We start from the raw sequence: 16,028 nt of genomic DNA on the forward strand, positions 1-16,028 counted from the left end.
AAAAAGGCACTCCCGCGAGGGGGTGCTTTTTTGTTGTTAGAATTATGATATAGCTCAATGTTAAATGGAGTTAATTTTATGATATCCCCTCAAATTATTGAACTGGAACAAAAGTTACGAAATTTTTCGTTTGAAGATAAAAAATGGTTATTGGAGCAGTTACATCAACAATTAGGATTGAATAATCAACAAACAACTAAACAACGATTAATAGATAGTTGGAATGAAGCTTATAGTGATGGATTGGACGAATCAGAAACTTTAATGTTAGAGGGAATACGGCATCATCAACGCCAATTATCTGAGTAAATATGACGATTTTTCAAGGAGAGATTTATTGGATTGATTTAGGAGAACCACAAGGTTCTGAACCTGCTTATCTTCGTCCTTGTGTTGTGGTGCCAAATGATGCTCTGAATCAGTCACAAATTGGTACGGTTATTGTGTGTCCATTAACAACTAATTTGAGACGAGCAAAAGCTATTGGGGCTCTTCTCGACTTTGTGTGATAATTTTTGCTTATGGAATCGTGAAATGCTTATCAGGCAAGACTTTTAGTGCTATTTGGCGGAATAAACTATCAGTATAGACCTCGTTTCCACACAGAAACCAGAAGAGCCCTATTTATTGGGAATGTTTTATTGAATGAGGGTGAAGGGAATTTACCTGAATCCAGTGTTGTTAATGTTTCACAGGTTTTCACGGTTGATAAGCGTCTTTTAACGGAGTCTATCGGAAGACTTTCTCGGGAAAAAATCAAATTAATTATTCAGGGAATTAAGTTGGTTATTGAACCTCAAGAACTCGAATAATAGGGTGTTATAAAATATAAAATTATAAAAAAAGCGATCAAGCTACCGCTCAAATAATTGCCCAAAGATATCTAGCCGCTAGTCCCTGTTTAGAAACCTTGCTAAAACTTCCAGAAGATTCCCTAGGTTATCGGCTCTTCTCGACTTTGTGTGATAATTTTTGCTTATGGAACCCTGAAGTGCTTATTGGGCAAAACTTTTAGGACTATTTTGCGGAAGAAACTATCGGTATAGATCTCGTTTCCACACAGAAACCAGAAGAGCCGGTTATCATTATGCTACTCACCTAATTAGTCTCAATTTTGATCCTAATTTTTATCGGTCTATTCAAGTCAATTCCGATACAGATTATCTGCTGCTTCGCCTACGGCAAACTCACGATATCTGGCATATAGTAACGGGTTTTGGTGTTGATGTTATGGGAGAATTGCAACTGAAAGCTTTTGAATTAAGTCAAAGTCGTCGCCCTCTAGCTATTGTCCTACTTTTAGGGGGATTATTCGGAGCTTTATTTTCTTCCCCACTTTCCTTAGGCTCTCTCTGGGAAGAGATTGTCATCGCCTATAATTTGGGCAAAAATACTCGACCTTTTTTAGCGCAAAAATGGGAACTAGCTTGGGAGAAATCCTTGCTAGTTTGGCGGCAAGAATTGGCGATTGTCCACTCGAACCTAGAAAATTAATTTTGCTGGACTACTTAAGTAAGTGGTTATAATTAAGTTGAAGATAGATTTTGTCTTTGATCCCCCCTGCCCCCCTTAATAAGGGGGGTGCCGATAGGCGGGGGGATCCCCCCTTAATCCTAGGGTTGATTCATAGTAGGGTTGATTCATGAATCAACCCTACGATTAAGGGGGGAAATCTGATAATTTTTAACGCCTACCTACTTAAAATAATCGACTAACCCGAATAAATCCCGATTAATCGGACAAAATAAGGCAATTTGCCGATTCAGGGGCCAGAGGACAGAAAAATTGTCAGACAATCGGGAAAAAGTGACGGAGGAAAAATTTTTCCGAACAGGAGTAGCAAAAAAATCCCAGTCCGGGTAAAATTGATTATCGATCGATTGTGTGAGGAGTCCGATCCCCATGACCAATAAACACACAGCAAGACTGCTGGGCAGTTACCTGCAGCGCCTGCCTGCCCATAGTTGGCTCGTCCTAGTTTTTTGGGCTTTGATTATTGCTCCAGTCCAAGCTGCTGTCGAGTTACGCATTGCTATCAGTAAAGGTGTTAGCGCCGTCTCCGTGGGCAGTTCCACCGATGCTGTGGTGAAAGATGGGTCTGGCAGAGTCCTAGGAGAATTGACCGCCATGAATGCCCTCAATGCTAATCCCAGAGGAAAAGCGGTGGGTTTGGCCGATTGGCAGGCCAGTCAATTGATCATCGAACCGGAGAATGATGGTTACGTCTGGATTAATGATCGCTGGTATCGAGGACGAACAAGGATCATTCGGCAGGGTTCTGGGGTGACAGCCCTAAATTTAGTCGATTTAGAGGAATATCTCTATAGTGTAGTCGGTGCGGAGGCGATTCCCTCCTGGCCGCAAGAGGCCTTAAAAGCCCAATCTGTGGCGGCGCGCACCTATGCTCTCTACCAAATGAATACTTCTGGTAATCGCATCTACGATCTCGATACTACCACCCGCACCCAAGTTTATAAGGGTCTAGAAAGCGAGTTTACTAGCACCCATGAGGCAGTTAATGCCACCGCCGGACAAATTATGAGTTTCAACGGCAAACCGATTCTAGCGGTGTTTCACTCCTCCTCCGGGGGTCATACGGAAAATGTCGAAGATGTTTGGAATTCCCCCTTACCCTACCTGCGCGGTGTCGTCGATTACGATCAAGTCGCCCCGGTATTTCAATGGTCAAAAAACTTTAGTGCCAGGGAATTAGGCCGTTTAATCGGTGGTGTCGGTCGCGTGCGATCGCTATCTCCCGAAAGGATCACTCCCCACGGACGGGTGATTAGAATGCGTATAGTGGGCGATCAAGGCTCTAAATTAATCTCTGATACCCAATTACGGCGAATACTCGAGCTGCGTAGTACCCTATTCACGATTTCAGCTAATAACGGTACTTTTGCCATCAATGGTCGCGGTTTCGGTCATGGGATCGGTTTAAGTCAATGGGGTGCTTTTTCCCTCGCTGACCAAGGGGTGACTTATGATCGCATTCTCAGCCATTATTATCAAAATGCTCGTTTAACTGAAATGCCCAATTAAAAAGGCTGTCAGCCATTTCCAGTGAACAGTGAACAGTAAAGAGTGAACTGATAACAAGGATTGAATCTAAAACCTAATTGGTTAGGCTAAGTAGGGAGGCACAATTATTTGTGGGATGGGTTAGCGGTAGCGTAACATGAGCGGGCGTTGGGTTTCATGCTTCAACCCAACCTACGTTCATCTAATCACTGATCACTGATAACTGATTATGAGATAATGTCTGATCTCACTTGTAATTTTTGACTTGCATGACCATCGTTACCGAAGCCTTAACCGAGTTGGAACCAGTCATAAAAACTACCTTTACCGTCGAGGAAATTCGCCAACTACTGCCCCATCGTTATCCCTTTGCCCTAGTTGATCGGATTATTGACTATGTACCAGGTAAAAAAGCCGTTGGCCTAAAAAATGTCACGATCAACGAGCCTTTTTTTCCCGGTCATATTCCCAGTCGTCCCTTGATGCCGGGGGTGTTAATTGTTGAATCTATGGCCCAAGTGGGGGGGGTGATTTTGACCCAATTACCCGGGATGAAAGGGAAATTTTTTGCCTTCGCTGGCATTGATAAAACCCGTTTTCGTCGTCCTGTGGTGCCGGGGGATCAATTAATCATGACGGTGGAATTATTATCCTTCAAGATGAATAAAATTGCTAAAATGCAAGGGGAAGCAAGAGTCGATGGGCAATTGGCCGCCCAGGGCGAAATGATGTTTTCCGTCTTTGATTGACCTATGAATTTTGATCGAGATCGTCTCCGACAAGAACTAAATTTATTTGCTATTCTAGGGGCTTTTATCACCAATATTTTCGCTAATATTTTCCCTCTTAAGGGCGAAAATATCGGGGCTATCTCGAATACAGTTTTTCAAGATGTCTTAATTATTCCCGCTAATTATGCTTTTGCGATCTGGGGATTAATTTATCTGGGTTTAATTAGTCTGGGAATTTACCAAGCTTTGGCTTTTAATAAAACTGAACCGCGTTTGCGTCGGTTAGGCTACGAATTAGCCATCGCTAGTGCTTGTCAGATTCTCTGGGTAATTTTCTTTCAATTGCGTTTTTTTACCCTGTCTTTACTGGCAATGCTAGGCATTTTATTTTCTCTCATCCAGCTTTATCTTCGCTTAGAAATTAATCGCTTGATTGTCAATCGTAAACAGGGTTTATTAGTTAATGCTCCTATTAGTATTTATTTCGCTTGGATTAGCGTAGCCACAATTGTCAACGTCGCTTCGGTGCTAGATTGGATCGACTGGCAGCGATGGGGTCTAACTGACCAAATCTGGACGGTAATAATCCTAGTTATCGGGGCGATAATCGCGATTTTAGTCGGTTTAAAAAGAAAAGATCGGGCTTTTATCGGGGTGTTTATCTGGGCTTTTTTGGCGATCGCTGTTAAACAGATTTCTCTGCCTCTAATTGCGATAACAGCGATTATATTAGCGATTACCCTAACTTTTCTAGTTTTTCGTGGCAATTTTCGTCCTCTGAGTCGTTAAGATGCGGGATCACAGCGAATTTCGACGATAAAGCCATCGGGATCGTAGAAGTAAACCCCTCTCCCAGTCGGCCGGGTCACGGGTCCACTAGCAATAGTAATTCCCTGACTTTGTAGCACTTCTAGGGCAAAATCGAAGCATTCCGGGGCAATATCGAAGGCTAAATGATTGGCACGGGTAAAAGCGATTTCGGGATTGTCGTCGGGAGGGTTTAAATCTGGTTCCCAAAATAGGTCAATTACTTTACCATCGGGGGTGATAAAATTGGCCACTTTTCCTTGGGCAACTAATTCTTTTAAGGTACTGGGAATTTTTTCGCCCACTAATTCCTCTAATCCTAATATTTCCCCATAAAAATGACGAGAAGCCTCCATATCTTTGACGTTGAAAGCGATATGATGGACTTTTCGCAGTTGACCGATTTTGAGTTTTTTCGTGGTTACGGAAGGGCTAATAGTCATTTTAGTTATCATTTATCAGTAAAGGATTGGGGGATTTTTCAGTGAACAGTAATCAGTAATCAGTGAAAAGACAGCACTATTAATGTCATTTAATACTCCTCATTTAATACCGCTAACTGATAACTGATAACTGATAACTGATAACTGATCAGGCTGGCGACTTAAGAGTTAATTTTTTGCAATAATTGTCGAATGGATTCTGCATCTTGAGCGTTGGGTAGGAGGGCAAGATAGAAGCCTAAATCCTGTTGCGCTTGGCTGAGTTGTCCAATTTGATAGTAAACTAAACCTCGATCGCGCAGCTCTAGGGGATGATTAGGAATGAGCAAAAGTAGTAGATCTATTGTCCGAATTGTCTGAGACCATTGTTGACGATTCAGGTAAATATATTTTAAATTAGTCAACAAACGTAATAAAATTTGCTGATTGGTAGCAATATTGAGAAAATGTTCTTCTAATTTAACTGGCTGTTGATAAACTTGACTTAATCTTTCTTGACAGTCCTGTTTAAATAGGATTTCACCACCGTGAAAGGGATCGACAAAAATTTCCACTTCCTCGAAATCGGGACGGATAATAAAATGGCCGGGCATACCAATTCCTACCATGGGAAAATCGATCTGTTTGGCAATCTCTAAATAGATAATCGAGAGAGTGAGTGGGATACCCGTGCGGCGATCAATTACGTCATTTAAGTAGCTATTGCGGGGGTCATAGTATTCTTGGTTATTACCAGTAAATTGTAAATCTTCAAACAAATATTGATTGATAACCTTGACTATTTTTAAAGGATATAATCTATCGGGTAGGCGTTTTTTTACCTCGTCAGCCATTAAATTTATTCTATTTAAATAGTGATCAATTTTGAGACGGGGATATTCAAAATTGGCTATTTGTAGGGCTGCCCGAGCTAGATTTATCTCAGGGTCAGGATGTTGAATTGTTTCGATGAAAGCTTGGTATAAGAGTTCAAGGGTCATTAGAAAAGGGTATTAATCAGATTATCAACTATTTTAACCGATCCTTCCGGTTTTATGGCCTCTCTTTTCTGATCACCATTAAAGATTCATCGGTTTAGACGAGCTTTCCCTGGAGGAGTAACGAGAAATCTGGTCAATATCTAGATTAACCACCGCTTTTTCTAAAGGGATCGTGCGACAATTTTTATTTTGAGCCTGCACTTGATAAACTAATTGATTTGTCCAATCTAAAGCAGTTAACCAACCACTTTGAGGATGATAAACCCCAGTTTCAATGTCTAGCCAACCGCTGCCGCGAGCTAGTTGCCCCGGTTTGACATCGGGAAAGGTAAAGGTTAAAGTATGACCTGTGATAATTAGTTTATCCTTGAAATAGGGTTGGGTCATGGTATGAAATTCATTTCTAATCCAACAAAACTGCTCGTTTGTTTGCTGTTCAAGGGGATATTCTGGGTGTACTCCTGCGTGAACTAACCAAATATCTCCTAGGTCTAAATAAGCGGGTAGGGATTGGAACCAATTGATATGTTCGGCGGGTATATTGTTATTATAACTTAGTAGTGTCGCCGCCCCGCCACTCTCAATCCAGCCGTTGAACCATTTTTCAGAAACTTCTTTTCCCGTCAGAGCTTTTAAGAGCATATATTCATGATTTCCTAGGAGACATTGGTAGTTATTTTTGATGACAAAATCCACCACTTCCAAGCTCTGCTGTCCTCGATCGATTAAATCTCCCAGAAAATAAACCTCATCCTCACTATCGGGAGCAACTCGGTTTAATAGTCGCAAAAGTGTCTGAAAACTGCCATGCACATCTCCGATAATAATACGACGCGGTTCTTGAGTCTGTTTCCCTATGTTTCTAAAAAACACACACCCCTCCCTAATCACTGAGATTGCTACTCTTTTATTGCTAAAAAAGTAGTTTTTATAAGGTCTTAATTTTATTATAGGACAAGCCTTTCCTTCTGACAGTTACTCCCTCCTAATACTAAATCCGTTAAGTATAGGTAACATATCAGGATAGGCACTCATGCAAGAGGCAAGAGGCAAAAGGGGGAATAGATAATCAGTTTTTAATAACTGGATTTAGTATAAGAACCGCCAGAGAAAGGCTGTAATTATTTTGTCAAGTATTTTTGCAATCTCTGGGCAGGAAGCGGTCAGGTTATGGTATTATTTTTTTATGATCAGTTTTTATATAATTGGATGTCAGCAACTATGAACTAACGCACAGATTACCATTATATAAAAAAGCATCTCACAAAAATGCTCCCTTGTCAAGCATGATCAAAAAAAAAGTTTTTTTTGAGATTATAATAAAAAAAAAATTAGTTTTCTGCTGCTATGATAACCCTAATTAACGCTAGAATTCCCGCCTATCAGGATCGACAACAAATAGAGATAAATGCTGCGGGAAAGATCGAGAGAATCACGGAGATGGGGGGAAGGAAAAAAGGGGAAAAGATTATCGATATGGAAGGGGATTGGCTATCGTTAGGAGGAGTAGATTTACAGATCAACGGAGGATTAGGATTAGCATTTCCCGACTTAGAAATAACAGATCTAGAAAAATTAGATAAGATTAGCGATTATCTGGGGAATCAAGGAATTGATGGTTATCTTCCCACCCTAGTCACCACGTCCGTGGAGAAATTTCAAAAATCCCTCTCAGTAATTGCCAAATATATCGAGAAACAGAAACAGGAAAATCGAGCGAGCGCGCAGGTTTTAGGAGTACATTTAGAGGGACCATTTTTAAACTATGAAAAAAGGGGGGCGCATCCGGGACAATATCTTTTAAACCCAAGTATAGAAACAGTAGATAAAATCTTTGGGGACTACTTATTGATCGTAAAAATTATCACCTTAGCCCCCGAATTAGATAGTAGCGGTACTGTAATTAAATACCTAAGCGATCGAGGGATTACCGTCAGTTTAGGACATTCGCAAGCGAGTCAAGAAATAGCCAAAAAAGCCTTTTTACAGGGGGCAAAAATGGTTACTCATGCCTTCAATGCCATGCCTCCTTTACACCATCGTCAACCGGGGTTATTAGGGGAAGCAATTATCAATTGCGATGTCTATTGTGGGTTAATTGCCGATGGTCAACACATCCATCCAACCATGATAGAATTATTACTAAAAGCCAGTAATTATCATCGAGGAATTTTCTTAGTTAGTGATGCTTTAGCGCCGATTGGTTTGGGGGATGGTGTCTATCCTTGGGACGAGAGAGAAATTGAAGTTAAACAGGGAACAGCAAGACTTTTTGACGGTACTTTAGCGGGAACAACCTTACCCTTATTACAAGGAGTAGCCAATTTAGTTAACTGGGGAATATGTGATTTAGAAACGGCGATTATTCTAGGCACAGAATCCCCCAGAAAAGCGATCGGATTAGCGGGTTTATCAGTGGGACAACCTGCCAACTTTTTGCGCTGGCAATCGGCATCAAATTGGGAAAGATTGGATTTCCGTCAGCATTTTGGACTCTAACTGTTGAATGAGGGTATCAAGATCCACTTCGAGGCGATCAAAACATTCAGGAGGGGAAAGATCGGGTTGAAAATAAATCAATTTTACCTGACCATCACCGATAGCGACTATAGCCACTTCTTCCCTGGGATTATAGCGATAAATAATCCCAAGCATCTCTTGAATTTTACAATTAACCTGGCGATTTAATTTCTCTAGGGACTCCCTAGAACAACAGACAAAATGAGGCTGAGGTTTAAGATCAATGCCCAGGGTTTCTTGAGCATCTTCTCCCCATTCCGAGAGTAAACCCCACATTAAACCGGCTAATTCCTGTTGATTTTCTTGCACGAATTGATCTAATTGATAGCGCCATTGATTAGCGGGATCATCGGGGATTGGTTGTTCAAATCTCATCATTAGCCTCTTTTCAGTTATCAGTTATCAGTTATCAGTTATCAGTTGTCAGTGATCAGTCATCAGTGATCAGTGATCAGTCATCAGTTATCCGTTATCCGTTATCCGTTATCCGTTATCAGTCCTTAACAAGGAGGGTGCCGATCCCCCCTGCCCCCCTTGATAAGGGGGGTGCCGATAGGCGGGGGGATCCCCCTTGATAAGGGGAGTGCCGATAGGCGGGGGGATCCCCCTTGATAAGGGGGGTGCCGATAGGCGGGGGGATCCCCCTTGATAAGGGGGGTGCCGATAGGCGGGGGGATCCCCCTTAATAAGGGGGGAATCTGACAATTTTTAACACCTACCTACTTATCGACGGTACTCATCACCGCAATCACCGATTAACTGCAATAAATCCCGGGATTTTTGCAAGACATGATCAATTTTTTGATAGTCTTGGGGAGATAATTGAAAATCGAAAATACGGGCATTTTCCTGGATATGTTCAGCAACTCCCAAACGCACCCCGATAATTGCTCCAGCTACGGCTTTTTGTTCGAGAACGTAACGCACTGCCACATTAGGAATGGTGACGTGATAGGAATCAGCGATCGCTTTAAGAACAGTTAATAATTCTTGGAATAATTGCCAGTTTCCCCAAGCATCGATCATGTTTTTATATTTCCGTAAACTAGCGGTATTGAGACTCATGGGATTGGGTTCAGGATGACCGAGATATTTAGCTCCTAATAAGCCTCCTGCTAGAGTACCATAGGCCAGTAGATAGATGTTATGTTCTTGGCAAAATTGTGCCATTTTGACGAGGGGACGGCGATCAATTAGGGAAAACTGGACTTGATTGGAGACTATTTTAATCCCGGTGCTGAGAATAATTTTTAAATGTTCCGTGTCGAAATTAGTCAAGGCTAGGTGTTTAATTTTGCCTTCCTGTTGTAATTCTCCTAAAAAATATAAGGCATCTAGATAATTGTTATCGCGATAATCCCACCAGTGAAACTGCAATAAATCGAGACTATCCACATCCATGCGACGTAGGGAAATAGCGATATTTTTTGCGACTATTTCCTTAGTCATTTTACCAGGACGGGGAACCCATTTAGTGAAAGCTTGCAGATTATTTAAAGCATCAATGCCCCTTTGGGCGACTAATTGACGACGAAATTCACCGATAAAATCTTCGGCTGGACCGTAATGATCGGCCAGATCCCAAGTGGTGAAACCGGCATCTAGATAGGAGAACATACTAGGGATCGCTTTTTGGGGTGCGATCGAACCATGGGCGCCTGAAACCTGCCACATTCCGTTCAAAATACGGCAAATTTCCAGATCGGGGGTAAACTGTAAGCGACGAGATTCGGACATGGGGACTTTTCAGTGTTGCCAAAGGCACGGCGTAGCCGTCCAGTAAACAGTAAACAGTAATCAGTGAAAAGACAGCAGAAAACTGCCATTGAATACTGCTCACTTAATATTCTATTCTCCTACTGACCACTAATCACCGATTACTGATTCAAGACAGATCGATCGTCCCTGTCTGGAAAAACGCAGTCAAGGGGAAGACTTTCGGAAAAATCTCCCCCTGTTTAGGTTTTTGCTGCTCAATTTTTGCCCGGTTAATATTCCACTTCCAATCGCGCTGCGGTGACAGCATCAAAAGCGAAAGCGAGAACTATAGGCATAGGACAAGCGAGGATGACACAGAGAATTAAAGCTGTCACAGTCAATCCAATCGCCATTCCTAACCAAAGTTTTTCGGCAGGGGATAGACCTTTTTGACGCTTAATATTTTGTAACACTTTGGTGGGAATTGGTTCTGGCATGACGGCATTGGGAGGGAATGCCCAATAATTACTGTAGCGTTCGAGAAATAGCTCTGTCCAGCCGTTTTCTTGACACCATTCTTGAATCCATGGTTCGTGAAAGTGTTTCATTGCTTCCCTGTTGACTTTTTCTGGTGATTACTTTAAACATCTCTTGATGCGAACTTCATCCTAGCAAAGCTATCTTAAGGGTCGATCGGATTCAATAAAACTTAATATATGAGTAGTCGGTGGGTAAAATGTATTCTAAGATACAGTGCCAGCGAACGACCAGAACGAACCACAAAGACACAAAGGACACAAAGATCGATCGCTCCTATATAAGTTAAACCGATCACACAAAAGGAAATAATTGTTAAAAAATTTCGGTTCTTGATTCGGTACAGATTGCCTGTAATTTTTGGTCCCAAGTATCGAGGGGAAGGGTATCGAGATAGGCAAAGTCAAAGACAATCCCGATCGAGGGGATAGCTTGCCATTCGGGGGAATGTAGGAGACGATCAAAATAACCTCCCCCGTAACCTAAGCGATAACCTTGGCGATCGCAAGCGACGGCGGGAATTAACAGTAAGTCCACTTCGGCAGGTAAAATGAGAGGAGCGATCGCTGTTGGTTCATAGATGCCATAACGATTTAATTCTAGGGGATCGTCGGCAGTCCAACAGTGCCAAGTCAGGCTATCTCCGTCACAACGGGGAAAACCCCAGCGATGGTGTTGACAAAATAAGGAACTTAAATCCGGCTCTTGACGATAACTGAAGTAAGCGAGAATGGTTTTAGCGTGTTGAAAGAGGGGTAAAGATTGTAAATTTTTGCAAAGTTGCTGACTATTTTCTTGCCAAATATGCTTAGTAAGCGATCGTCTTTGGGCAATTAGTTGTTTGCGTAATTGGGCTTTTTTGGTAGCAGAATTCATAAAATAAAGATAAATAGGAGAGTAAGTAGCTGGTTATAATTAAATTGAAGATGGATCCCCCCTTAATCCCCCCTTAATAAGGGGGGCATCTGACAGTTTTTAACACCTAACTACTTAGTAAGAACGATGCTAAATCTATTTAACTCGCTTTTTGGGCGTTATAACGAGAATATCAAGGCCAATGTGGAAATTTACACTTGGGCAACTTGTCCCTACTGTATTCGTGCTAAATGGCTGCTGGGTTGGAAAGGGGTAAAATACACCGAATACAAGATTGATGGGGATGAAAGCGCTCGTCAAGCCATGGCGGAACGGTCTAACGGTAAACGCAGTGTACCACAGATTTTTATTAATAATGAACATATCGGTGGTTGTGATGATTTGTATGCTTTGGATGGTCAGAAAAAATTAGATAATTTACTGGCTAAATGTGGGACTATCTAAAGTCTATTGACGAAAAAGCCTATGAGAAACATCGGCAATGGATGCAGTTAGCTTTAAATTTAGCGGCAACTGCGGGGGATCGGGGTGATGTACCTGTGGGAGCAGTTATCGTGGATAAAGAGGGACATTTAATCGCTCAAGGGGCTAATTGCAAGGAAAAACACTATGATCCCACCGCTCACGCCGAAATTCTGGCGATTCGTGCCGCTAGTCAAGTGTTAGGCAATTGGCACTTAAATGATTGTACCCTCTACGTCACCCTCGAACCCTGTCCCATGTGTGCCGGGGCAATCATTCAGGCTAGATTAGGATTATTAGTGTACGGTGCTGACGATCCCAAAACAGGAGTTATCCGCACTGTGGCTAATTTTATAGATAGTCCTTTTTCTAACCATCGTTTACCGGTAATCGCGGGAATTTTAGCCAAGGAATCCGGGGAATTATTACAAACATGGTTTGAGAAAAAAAGATGAGAAAAATTTGAGTAATTATCGGGACGGTTGATAAATTTAGCTAAATTTATCAAATTATTGCCTTAGACATGACAAAAATAACCCATGATTAAAAGCTTTCGATGTAAAGATACAGAAAAGCTTTATAATAAGCAGTTTGTTAAAAAGTTTTCTGGGATTGAACGATTAGCGATCAAAAGATTGCGTATTTTAGAAAGTGCTAATACACTAGAAGCATTGGCAGGATTGCCGAGTAACCGCTTAGAACGTTTAAAAGGGGATAGAATCGGTGGCTCTTCTCGACTTTGTGTGATAATTTTTGCTTATGGAATCGTGAAATGCTTATCAGGCAAGACTTTTAGTGCTATTTGGCGGAATAAACTATCAGTATAGACCTCGTTTCCACACAGAAACCAGAAGAGCCAATCGGTCAATATAGTATTCGCATCAATGACCAGTATCGTATTTGTTTCTCATGGGATGATGCAGCTACTAATGTTGAAATTGTTGATTATCATTAAGGAGAATTCACGATGAATAATTGGAAAAGTCCTATCCACCCTGGTGAAATTTTGGCTGATGAATTAGAGGAAATTAATCTTAATGTTTCTCAGCTTGCCACAAGAGTTAATATCTCTGAGAATGAACTTGAGCAAATTCTCAAGGGACAAGGAAATATCACGGGAGATATTGCTTTAAAATTAGGGCGTTTTTTTAATACCGGGGCAGAAATTTGGATGAATTTACAAAAAGCCTATGAGTTAGATCTAGCGAGGGAAAAGTTAGGAAATACCCTCGAAGAAATTATTCCTTATCAATCCCTGTCTTCAGGATAAATTCTCTTGAATTCTATAATTATTCATTTGGCGGCATCTCACATTTGCAGAAATAGCGACAATCAGCAATTATCAGTCATCCTTAAACTGATACAAATGTATGAATAACCGCGTGTGGGAGTTAATCATACTATTAACAGTGGACTAGCTGATCACCACCAGTGGCATTAACCAGATCTTTTGCCAAAATGGAGTAAATATAGTAGCGGGGGGATGGTCAATGACAGCACGGGAAGTATTAGAGTTAATTCAACAGGCAAAGGACGAAAGAGCGGGGAAGTTAGATCTGTCCGACAGAAACTTAACAGAAATTCCCCCCGAAATCCCTCAACTCACCTCCCTGCAATCCCTCGACCTCATTAGTAACCAAATCAGGGAGATTCCAGAAGCGCTCGCTCGACTTACCTCCCTGCTGGTCCTCTTTTAGTTTGCTCTGGACGGGTAAAATCAATGAAACGACCTTCAATCAGTTTTTAGAGGGTTTTTGGCGATCTATCACGATTTTTAAAGGACAAGAACCAGAAACCAACAACGATGACACCCCCCAAGAAACCCCCCATCGGAGCAGTAAAGATTTGCTTACCACAGAAAAGTAACTTAGGCAAAAAACTTTACAAATATTTAATATTGTCTCTCTTTTTGTCAAATAAGGACATGAAATTCCTTATTTGTTAAATCCAGTCGATGGTGAAATTAGAAGAATGTTCAAACGCCACAAACTCTTAAGTGATATTGCACTCAAAATGAATCAAACATCTGACTCTATTTATCAAGAAGAATGGGATGAACGCGCATTTCGTCCACAGCAAGTGTAGAATTATGTTATTCTAAATGCTTAATTGGTTGGTGAGTTAATTTTTTTAACTTCTCAGCCACTTCAACCCGATGACAACGATGATAATCCATTTCTGCACATAATAGCAAAACTGTTTTTGACTGAGCTTTTTTAGCAATATCTTGTAAAACTTGATCAACTTTTTCCGGTTCAGGGGAAACCCAATGACTTGTCCCTGAAATATTTCCTAAAGTTTTTTCTGACAAATACTCTATTCCTTGTTGATGACACAATTTTTCAAGTTGATCACCATACCATTTGCGACTCCATGCGCGGGGTTTTTCGCGAACATCGATCAGAAAATCAACCTCAAATTCGTTAATATATGCTAAAAGACTATCATAGCTTGAACGATTGCCGTAGCCAAAGGTTAAAATCAATGATTGCTTTGTAGGTGGATTTTTCATGATTCTAAAATAACTCCATTTGATTGAACTTTACTAGGGGAGGATAAAACAAACCAATAATCATAAAAGACTTAGCATGATTTTTGAGATTTCCCACAATAAAATATAAATCTTTACTTTCAAGAAAATCATCTTCTAGTTTTTGTCTAACTTTTTCTAAGGCATACTGTTCAGCTTCTAGTCCTGACAATTGAGATCGATCACGGCACTTGCGATAAAGTTCCATAATTTCCCAATCACTAATTGAGTATTTATGCGGTACATTATCTTCATCCGTGAATTGATAAAAAAATTTATAAGGAATTTTTTCTAAGTCTATATTAGGCTCAAACAAATCTAGTTGATTGAGGACAGTCTGTTGTTTTTGATTCCATTCTCTAGAAGTTTTCTTAGAAAAAAATCTTTCAATTGACTTGGGTTTAATAATCCCTAGAGATTTTCCCTGTGCTTGAATATCGGCGATAGACCTAAATTGTAAAGATAGAACTATAGATTTTCTTTCTTGCCAATTATTAGTTGTATCTATTTTTCTAATAATTGCCAAGAAATTGTCATCAATTTTAAAGCTTTCTGGACGGTAATCTTGATCATTTCTTTTAATTTTAGCACTAACAATTGCCCATCGATGGTAACGTTTATCAAAATCTAAATAACGATATCTGATGGGATAAATTATAATCCACTGTAGCGGATTTTCCTCTTCACTTAACAATATTCCTGCCGTACAGACTGTCTCTTGATATTTAGTGCTAATAGATGGATAAGTTTTAGTGGCAATTAAAATTTTTCTAGTTTCCATAATATTTAGCCTGAATTATGACCTTTGACAAGCCGAAAGCTTGTATTTTCTTTAAAAACCCTTGTTTTGAAAATATATTTTATCCTGAAAAAATCGAAAATAGAAATTTTGTGATCAAAGTTTGAATGAATATTAACAAAAAACCTTTATACTTGTCAATACAATTTTCGGAGTATTTTTGATTGAAACCTACGGAGGCAATTCTCCCGTGATTATCGTGGGTAATTGTGCCGATGAAAATCCCCCGCAAGTTAAGATCCGCACCCTCCGGAAAAAATATCCCCAAATCACCAAGCTAATCGCCACTTCCTGTAAAACCGGTGCGGGAATCGAGCAACTTGTGCAAGAAATCGCCTCTCAAATCGATGTTATTCCCCATATCAAAGATTTATTGCCTAATAGTTGGTTTGAGATCAAAACTCAACTAGAAGCAATGCAAAAGAGTTATGACTTTATTTCCTACGAAAAGTATCAGGAAATGTGTCAGACAGCCGAGATTAGAGAGGCCAGCGATCAAAAAAGTTTAGTGCAGTTTCTCCACGATCTCGGTATTGTCCTCAACTACCAAGATGATCCGCGACTGAATGAAACCAATGTCCTGAACCCGGAATGGGTAACTGACGGTGTTTATGATATTCTCAA

The 16,028-nt window shown here is 40.7% G+C and carries 21 protein-coding genes and 3 pseudogenes; 14 read left to right on the top strand and 10 right to left on the bottom strand.

Annotation, left to right across the window (positions count from 1 at the left end; all coding sequences use genetic code 11):
- Positions 1–78 precede the first annotated feature (78 nt).
- From IM509_RS00430 to IM509_RS00445, 3 genes and pseudogenes are all read left to right on the top strand, one after another.
- On the top strand, positions 79–309 hold the full coding sequence (locus IM509_RS00430; RefSeq protein WP_287716231.1) for a hypothetical protein: 231 nt from the start codon (positions 79–81) through the stop codon (positions 307–309).
- Between the two features lie 2 nt (positions 310–311).
- A pseudogene (locus tag IM509_RS23925) lies at positions 312–812 on the top strand (type II toxin-antitoxin system PemK/MazF family toxin).
- 289 nt (positions 813–1,101) lie between these two features.
- Positions 1,102–1,494 (top strand): Coq4 family protein, encoded by a 393-nt coding sequence (locus tag IM509_RS00445; RefSeq protein ID WP_128575146.1) that lies wholly within the window; start codon positions 1,102–1,104, stop codon positions 1,492–1,494.
- A 200-nt stretch (positions 1,495–1,694) separates the two neighbouring features.
- Here IM509_RS00445 and IM509_RS00450 read toward each other — a convergent pair whose 3' ends face one another.
- Positions 1,695–1,904, bottom strand: coding sequence for a hypothetical protein (locus tag IM509_RS00450; RefSeq protein WP_043995539.1), 210 nt, complete (start codon positions 1,902–1,904; stop codon positions 1,695–1,697).
- On the opposite strand from IM509_RS00450, the gene IM509_RS00455 reads away from it, so the two are divergent.
- From IM509_RS00455 to IM509_RS00465, 3 genes are all read left to right on the top strand, one after another.
- Positions 1,903–3,042 carry a SpoIID/LytB domain-containing protein gene (locus tag IM509_RS00455; protein WP_185237702.1) on the top strand — a complete coding sequence of 380 codons (1,140 nt, stop codon included), beginning with the start codon at positions 1,903–1,905 and terminating at the stop codon, positions 3,040–3,042. The two genes, IM509_RS00450 and IM509_RS00455, sit on opposite strands and share 2 nt — an antisense overlap.
- Positions 3,043–3,290: 248 nt before the next feature.
- Positions 3,291–3,770: a 3-hydroxyacyl-ACP dehydratase FabZ gene (fabZ, locus tag IM509_RS00460; RefSeq protein WP_002734156.1), complete on the top strand. Its 480-nt coding sequence runs from the start codon at positions 3,291–3,293 to the stop codon at positions 3,768–3,770.
- Positions 3,771–3,773: 3 nt separating this feature from the next.
- Positions 3,774–4,541, top strand: a complete 768-nt coding sequence (locus IM509_RS00465) for a TspO-related membrane protein (RefSeq protein WP_052275896.1) — start codon at positions 3,774–3,776, stop codon at positions 4,539–4,541.
- Here IM509_RS00465 and IM509_RS00470 read toward each other — a convergent pair.
- From IM509_RS00470 to IM509_RS00480, 3 genes are all read right to left on the bottom strand, one after another.
- Complete coding sequence (locus tag IM509_RS00470; RefSeq protein ID WP_052275895.1) at positions 4,538–5,002, bottom strand: VOC family protein; 465 nt, start codon at positions 5,000–5,002, stop codon at positions 4,538–4,540. The two genes, IM509_RS00465 and IM509_RS00470, sit on opposite strands and share 4 nt — an antisense overlap.
- A gap of 161 nt (positions 5,003–5,163) precedes the next feature.
- The gene (locus tag IM509_RS00475) at positions 5,164–5,982 is read right to left on the bottom strand and encodes a SirB1 family protein (RefSeq protein ID WP_002765776.1); all 819 of its coding nucleotides are present in this window, start codon (positions 5,980–5,982) and stop codon (positions 5,164–5,166) included.
- Between the two features lie 78 nt (positions 5,983–6,060).
- Positions 6,061–6,855 (bottom strand): metallophosphoesterase family protein, encoded by a 795-nt coding sequence (locus tag IM509_RS00480; RefSeq protein WP_072924703.1) that lies wholly within the window; start codon positions 6,853–6,855, stop codon positions 6,061–6,063.
- 474 nt (positions 6,856–7,329) lie between these two features.
- On the opposite strand from IM509_RS00480, the gene nagA reads away from it, so the two are divergent.
- Positions 7,330–8,481 (top strand): N-acetylglucosamine-6-phosphate deacetylase, encoded by a 1,152-nt coding sequence (gene nagA / locus IM509_RS00485; protein WP_072924701.1) that lies wholly within the window; start codon positions 7,330–7,332, stop codon positions 8,479–8,481.
- On the opposite strand, the gene ccmS is transcribed toward nagA, so the two are convergent.
- The 4 genes from ccmS to IM509_RS00505 all read right to left on the bottom strand — a co-directional run bounded on the left by ccmS (position 8,437) and on the right by IM509_RS00505 (position 11,613).
- Entirely contained in the window at positions 8,437–8,877 is a 441-nt protein-coding gene (gene ccmS, locus IM509_RS00490) for a beta-carboxysome assembly chaperone CcmS (RefSeq protein WP_052275892.1), read from the bottom strand. The genes nagA and ccmS overlap by 45 nt on opposite strands.
- 348 nt (positions 8,878–9,225) lie before the next feature.
- Positions 9,226–10,239, bottom strand: coding sequence for an aldo/keto reductase (locus IM509_RS00495; RefSeq protein WP_185236891.1), 1,014 nt, complete (start codon positions 10,237–10,239; stop codon positions 9,226–9,228).
- A 251-nt stretch (positions 10,240–10,490) separates the two neighbouring features.
- On the bottom strand, positions 10,491–10,808 hold the full coding sequence (locus tag IM509_RS00500) for a slr1957 family protein (protein WP_002733676.1): 318 nt from the start codon (positions 10,806–10,808) through the stop codon (positions 10,491–10,493).
- 244 nt (positions 10,809–11,052) lie between these two features.
- Complete coding sequence (locus IM509_RS00505) at positions 11,053–11,613, bottom strand: 5-formyltetrahydrofolate cyclo-ligase (protein ID WP_002740951.1); 561 nt, start codon at positions 11,611–11,613, stop codon at positions 11,053–11,055.
- 126 nt (positions 11,614–11,739) lie between these two features.
- Here IM509_RS00505 and grxC point away from each other — a divergent pair, with 126 nt between their 5' ends.
- The 6 genes and pseudogenes from grxC (at position 11,740) to IM509_RS00535 (ending at position 13,772) form a co-directional block, all read left to right on the top strand.
- Positions 11,740–12,057, top strand: coding sequence for a glutaredoxin 3 (grxC, locus tag IM509_RS00510; RefSeq protein ID WP_002751734.1), 318 nt, complete (start codon positions 11,740–11,742; stop codon positions 12,055–12,057).
- Complete coding sequence (tadA, locus tag IM509_RS00515) at positions 12,042–12,530, top strand: tRNA adenosine(34) deaminase TadA (protein WP_052275889.1); 489 nt, start codon at positions 12,042–12,044, stop codon at positions 12,528–12,530. The genes grxC and tadA overlap by 16 nt, the downstream gene beginning before the upstream one ends.
- An 84-nt stretch (positions 12,531–12,614) precedes the next feature.
- Positions 12,615–12,902 (top strand): type II toxin-antitoxin system RelE/ParE family toxin, encoded by a 288-nt coding sequence (locus IM509_RS00520; RefSeq protein ID WP_260441183.1) that lies wholly within the window; start codon positions 12,615–12,617, stop codon positions 12,900–12,902.
- A 35-nt stretch (positions 12,903–12,937) separates the two neighbouring features.
- A pseudogene (locus IM509_RS00525) lies at positions 12,938–13,030 on the top strand (type II toxin-antitoxin system RelE/ParE family toxin); the annotation flags it as partial.
- A 12-nt stretch (positions 13,031–13,042) separates the two neighbouring features.
- Complete coding sequence (locus IM509_RS00530; protein ID WP_052275888.1) at positions 13,043–13,345, top strand: HigA family addiction module antitoxin; 303 nt, start codon at positions 13,043–13,045, stop codon at positions 13,343–13,345.
- 220 nt (positions 13,346–13,565) lie between these two features.
- Complete coding sequence (locus IM509_RS00535) at positions 13,566–13,772, top strand: leucine-rich repeat domain-containing protein (protein WP_052275887.1); 207 nt, start codon at positions 13,566–13,568, stop codon at positions 13,770–13,772.
- Positions 13,773–14,167: 395 nt separating this feature from the next.
- Here IM509_RS00535 and IM509_RS00540 read toward each other — a convergent pair whose 3' ends face one another.
- Both IM509_RS00540 and IM509_RS00545 read right to left on the bottom strand, forming a co-directional pair.
- A complete protein-coding gene (locus tag IM509_RS00540; protein ID WP_052275886.1) occupies positions 14,168–14,587 on the bottom strand; it encodes a DUF488 domain-containing protein in 420 nt (139 codons plus the stop codon).
- 4 nt (positions 14,588–14,591) lie between these two features.
- A complete protein-coding gene (locus IM509_RS00545) occupies positions 14,592–15,386 on the bottom strand; it encodes a DUF8758 domain-containing protein (protein ID WP_185236892.1) in 795 nt (264 codons plus the stop codon).
- A 178-nt stretch (positions 15,387–15,564) separates the two neighbouring features.
- Between IM509_RS00545 and IM509_RS00550 the strand changes: the two are divergent.
- A pseudogene (locus tag IM509_RS00550) lies at positions 15,565–16,028 on the top strand (COR domain-containing protein); the annotation flags it as partial.

The organism is Microcystis sp. M31BS1 (genome assembly GCF_020245285.1).
In the GTDB taxonomy this organism is placed as follows: domain Bacteria; phylum Cyanobacteriota; class Cyanobacteriia; order Cyanobacteriales; family Microcystaceae; genus Microcystis; species Microcystis panniformis.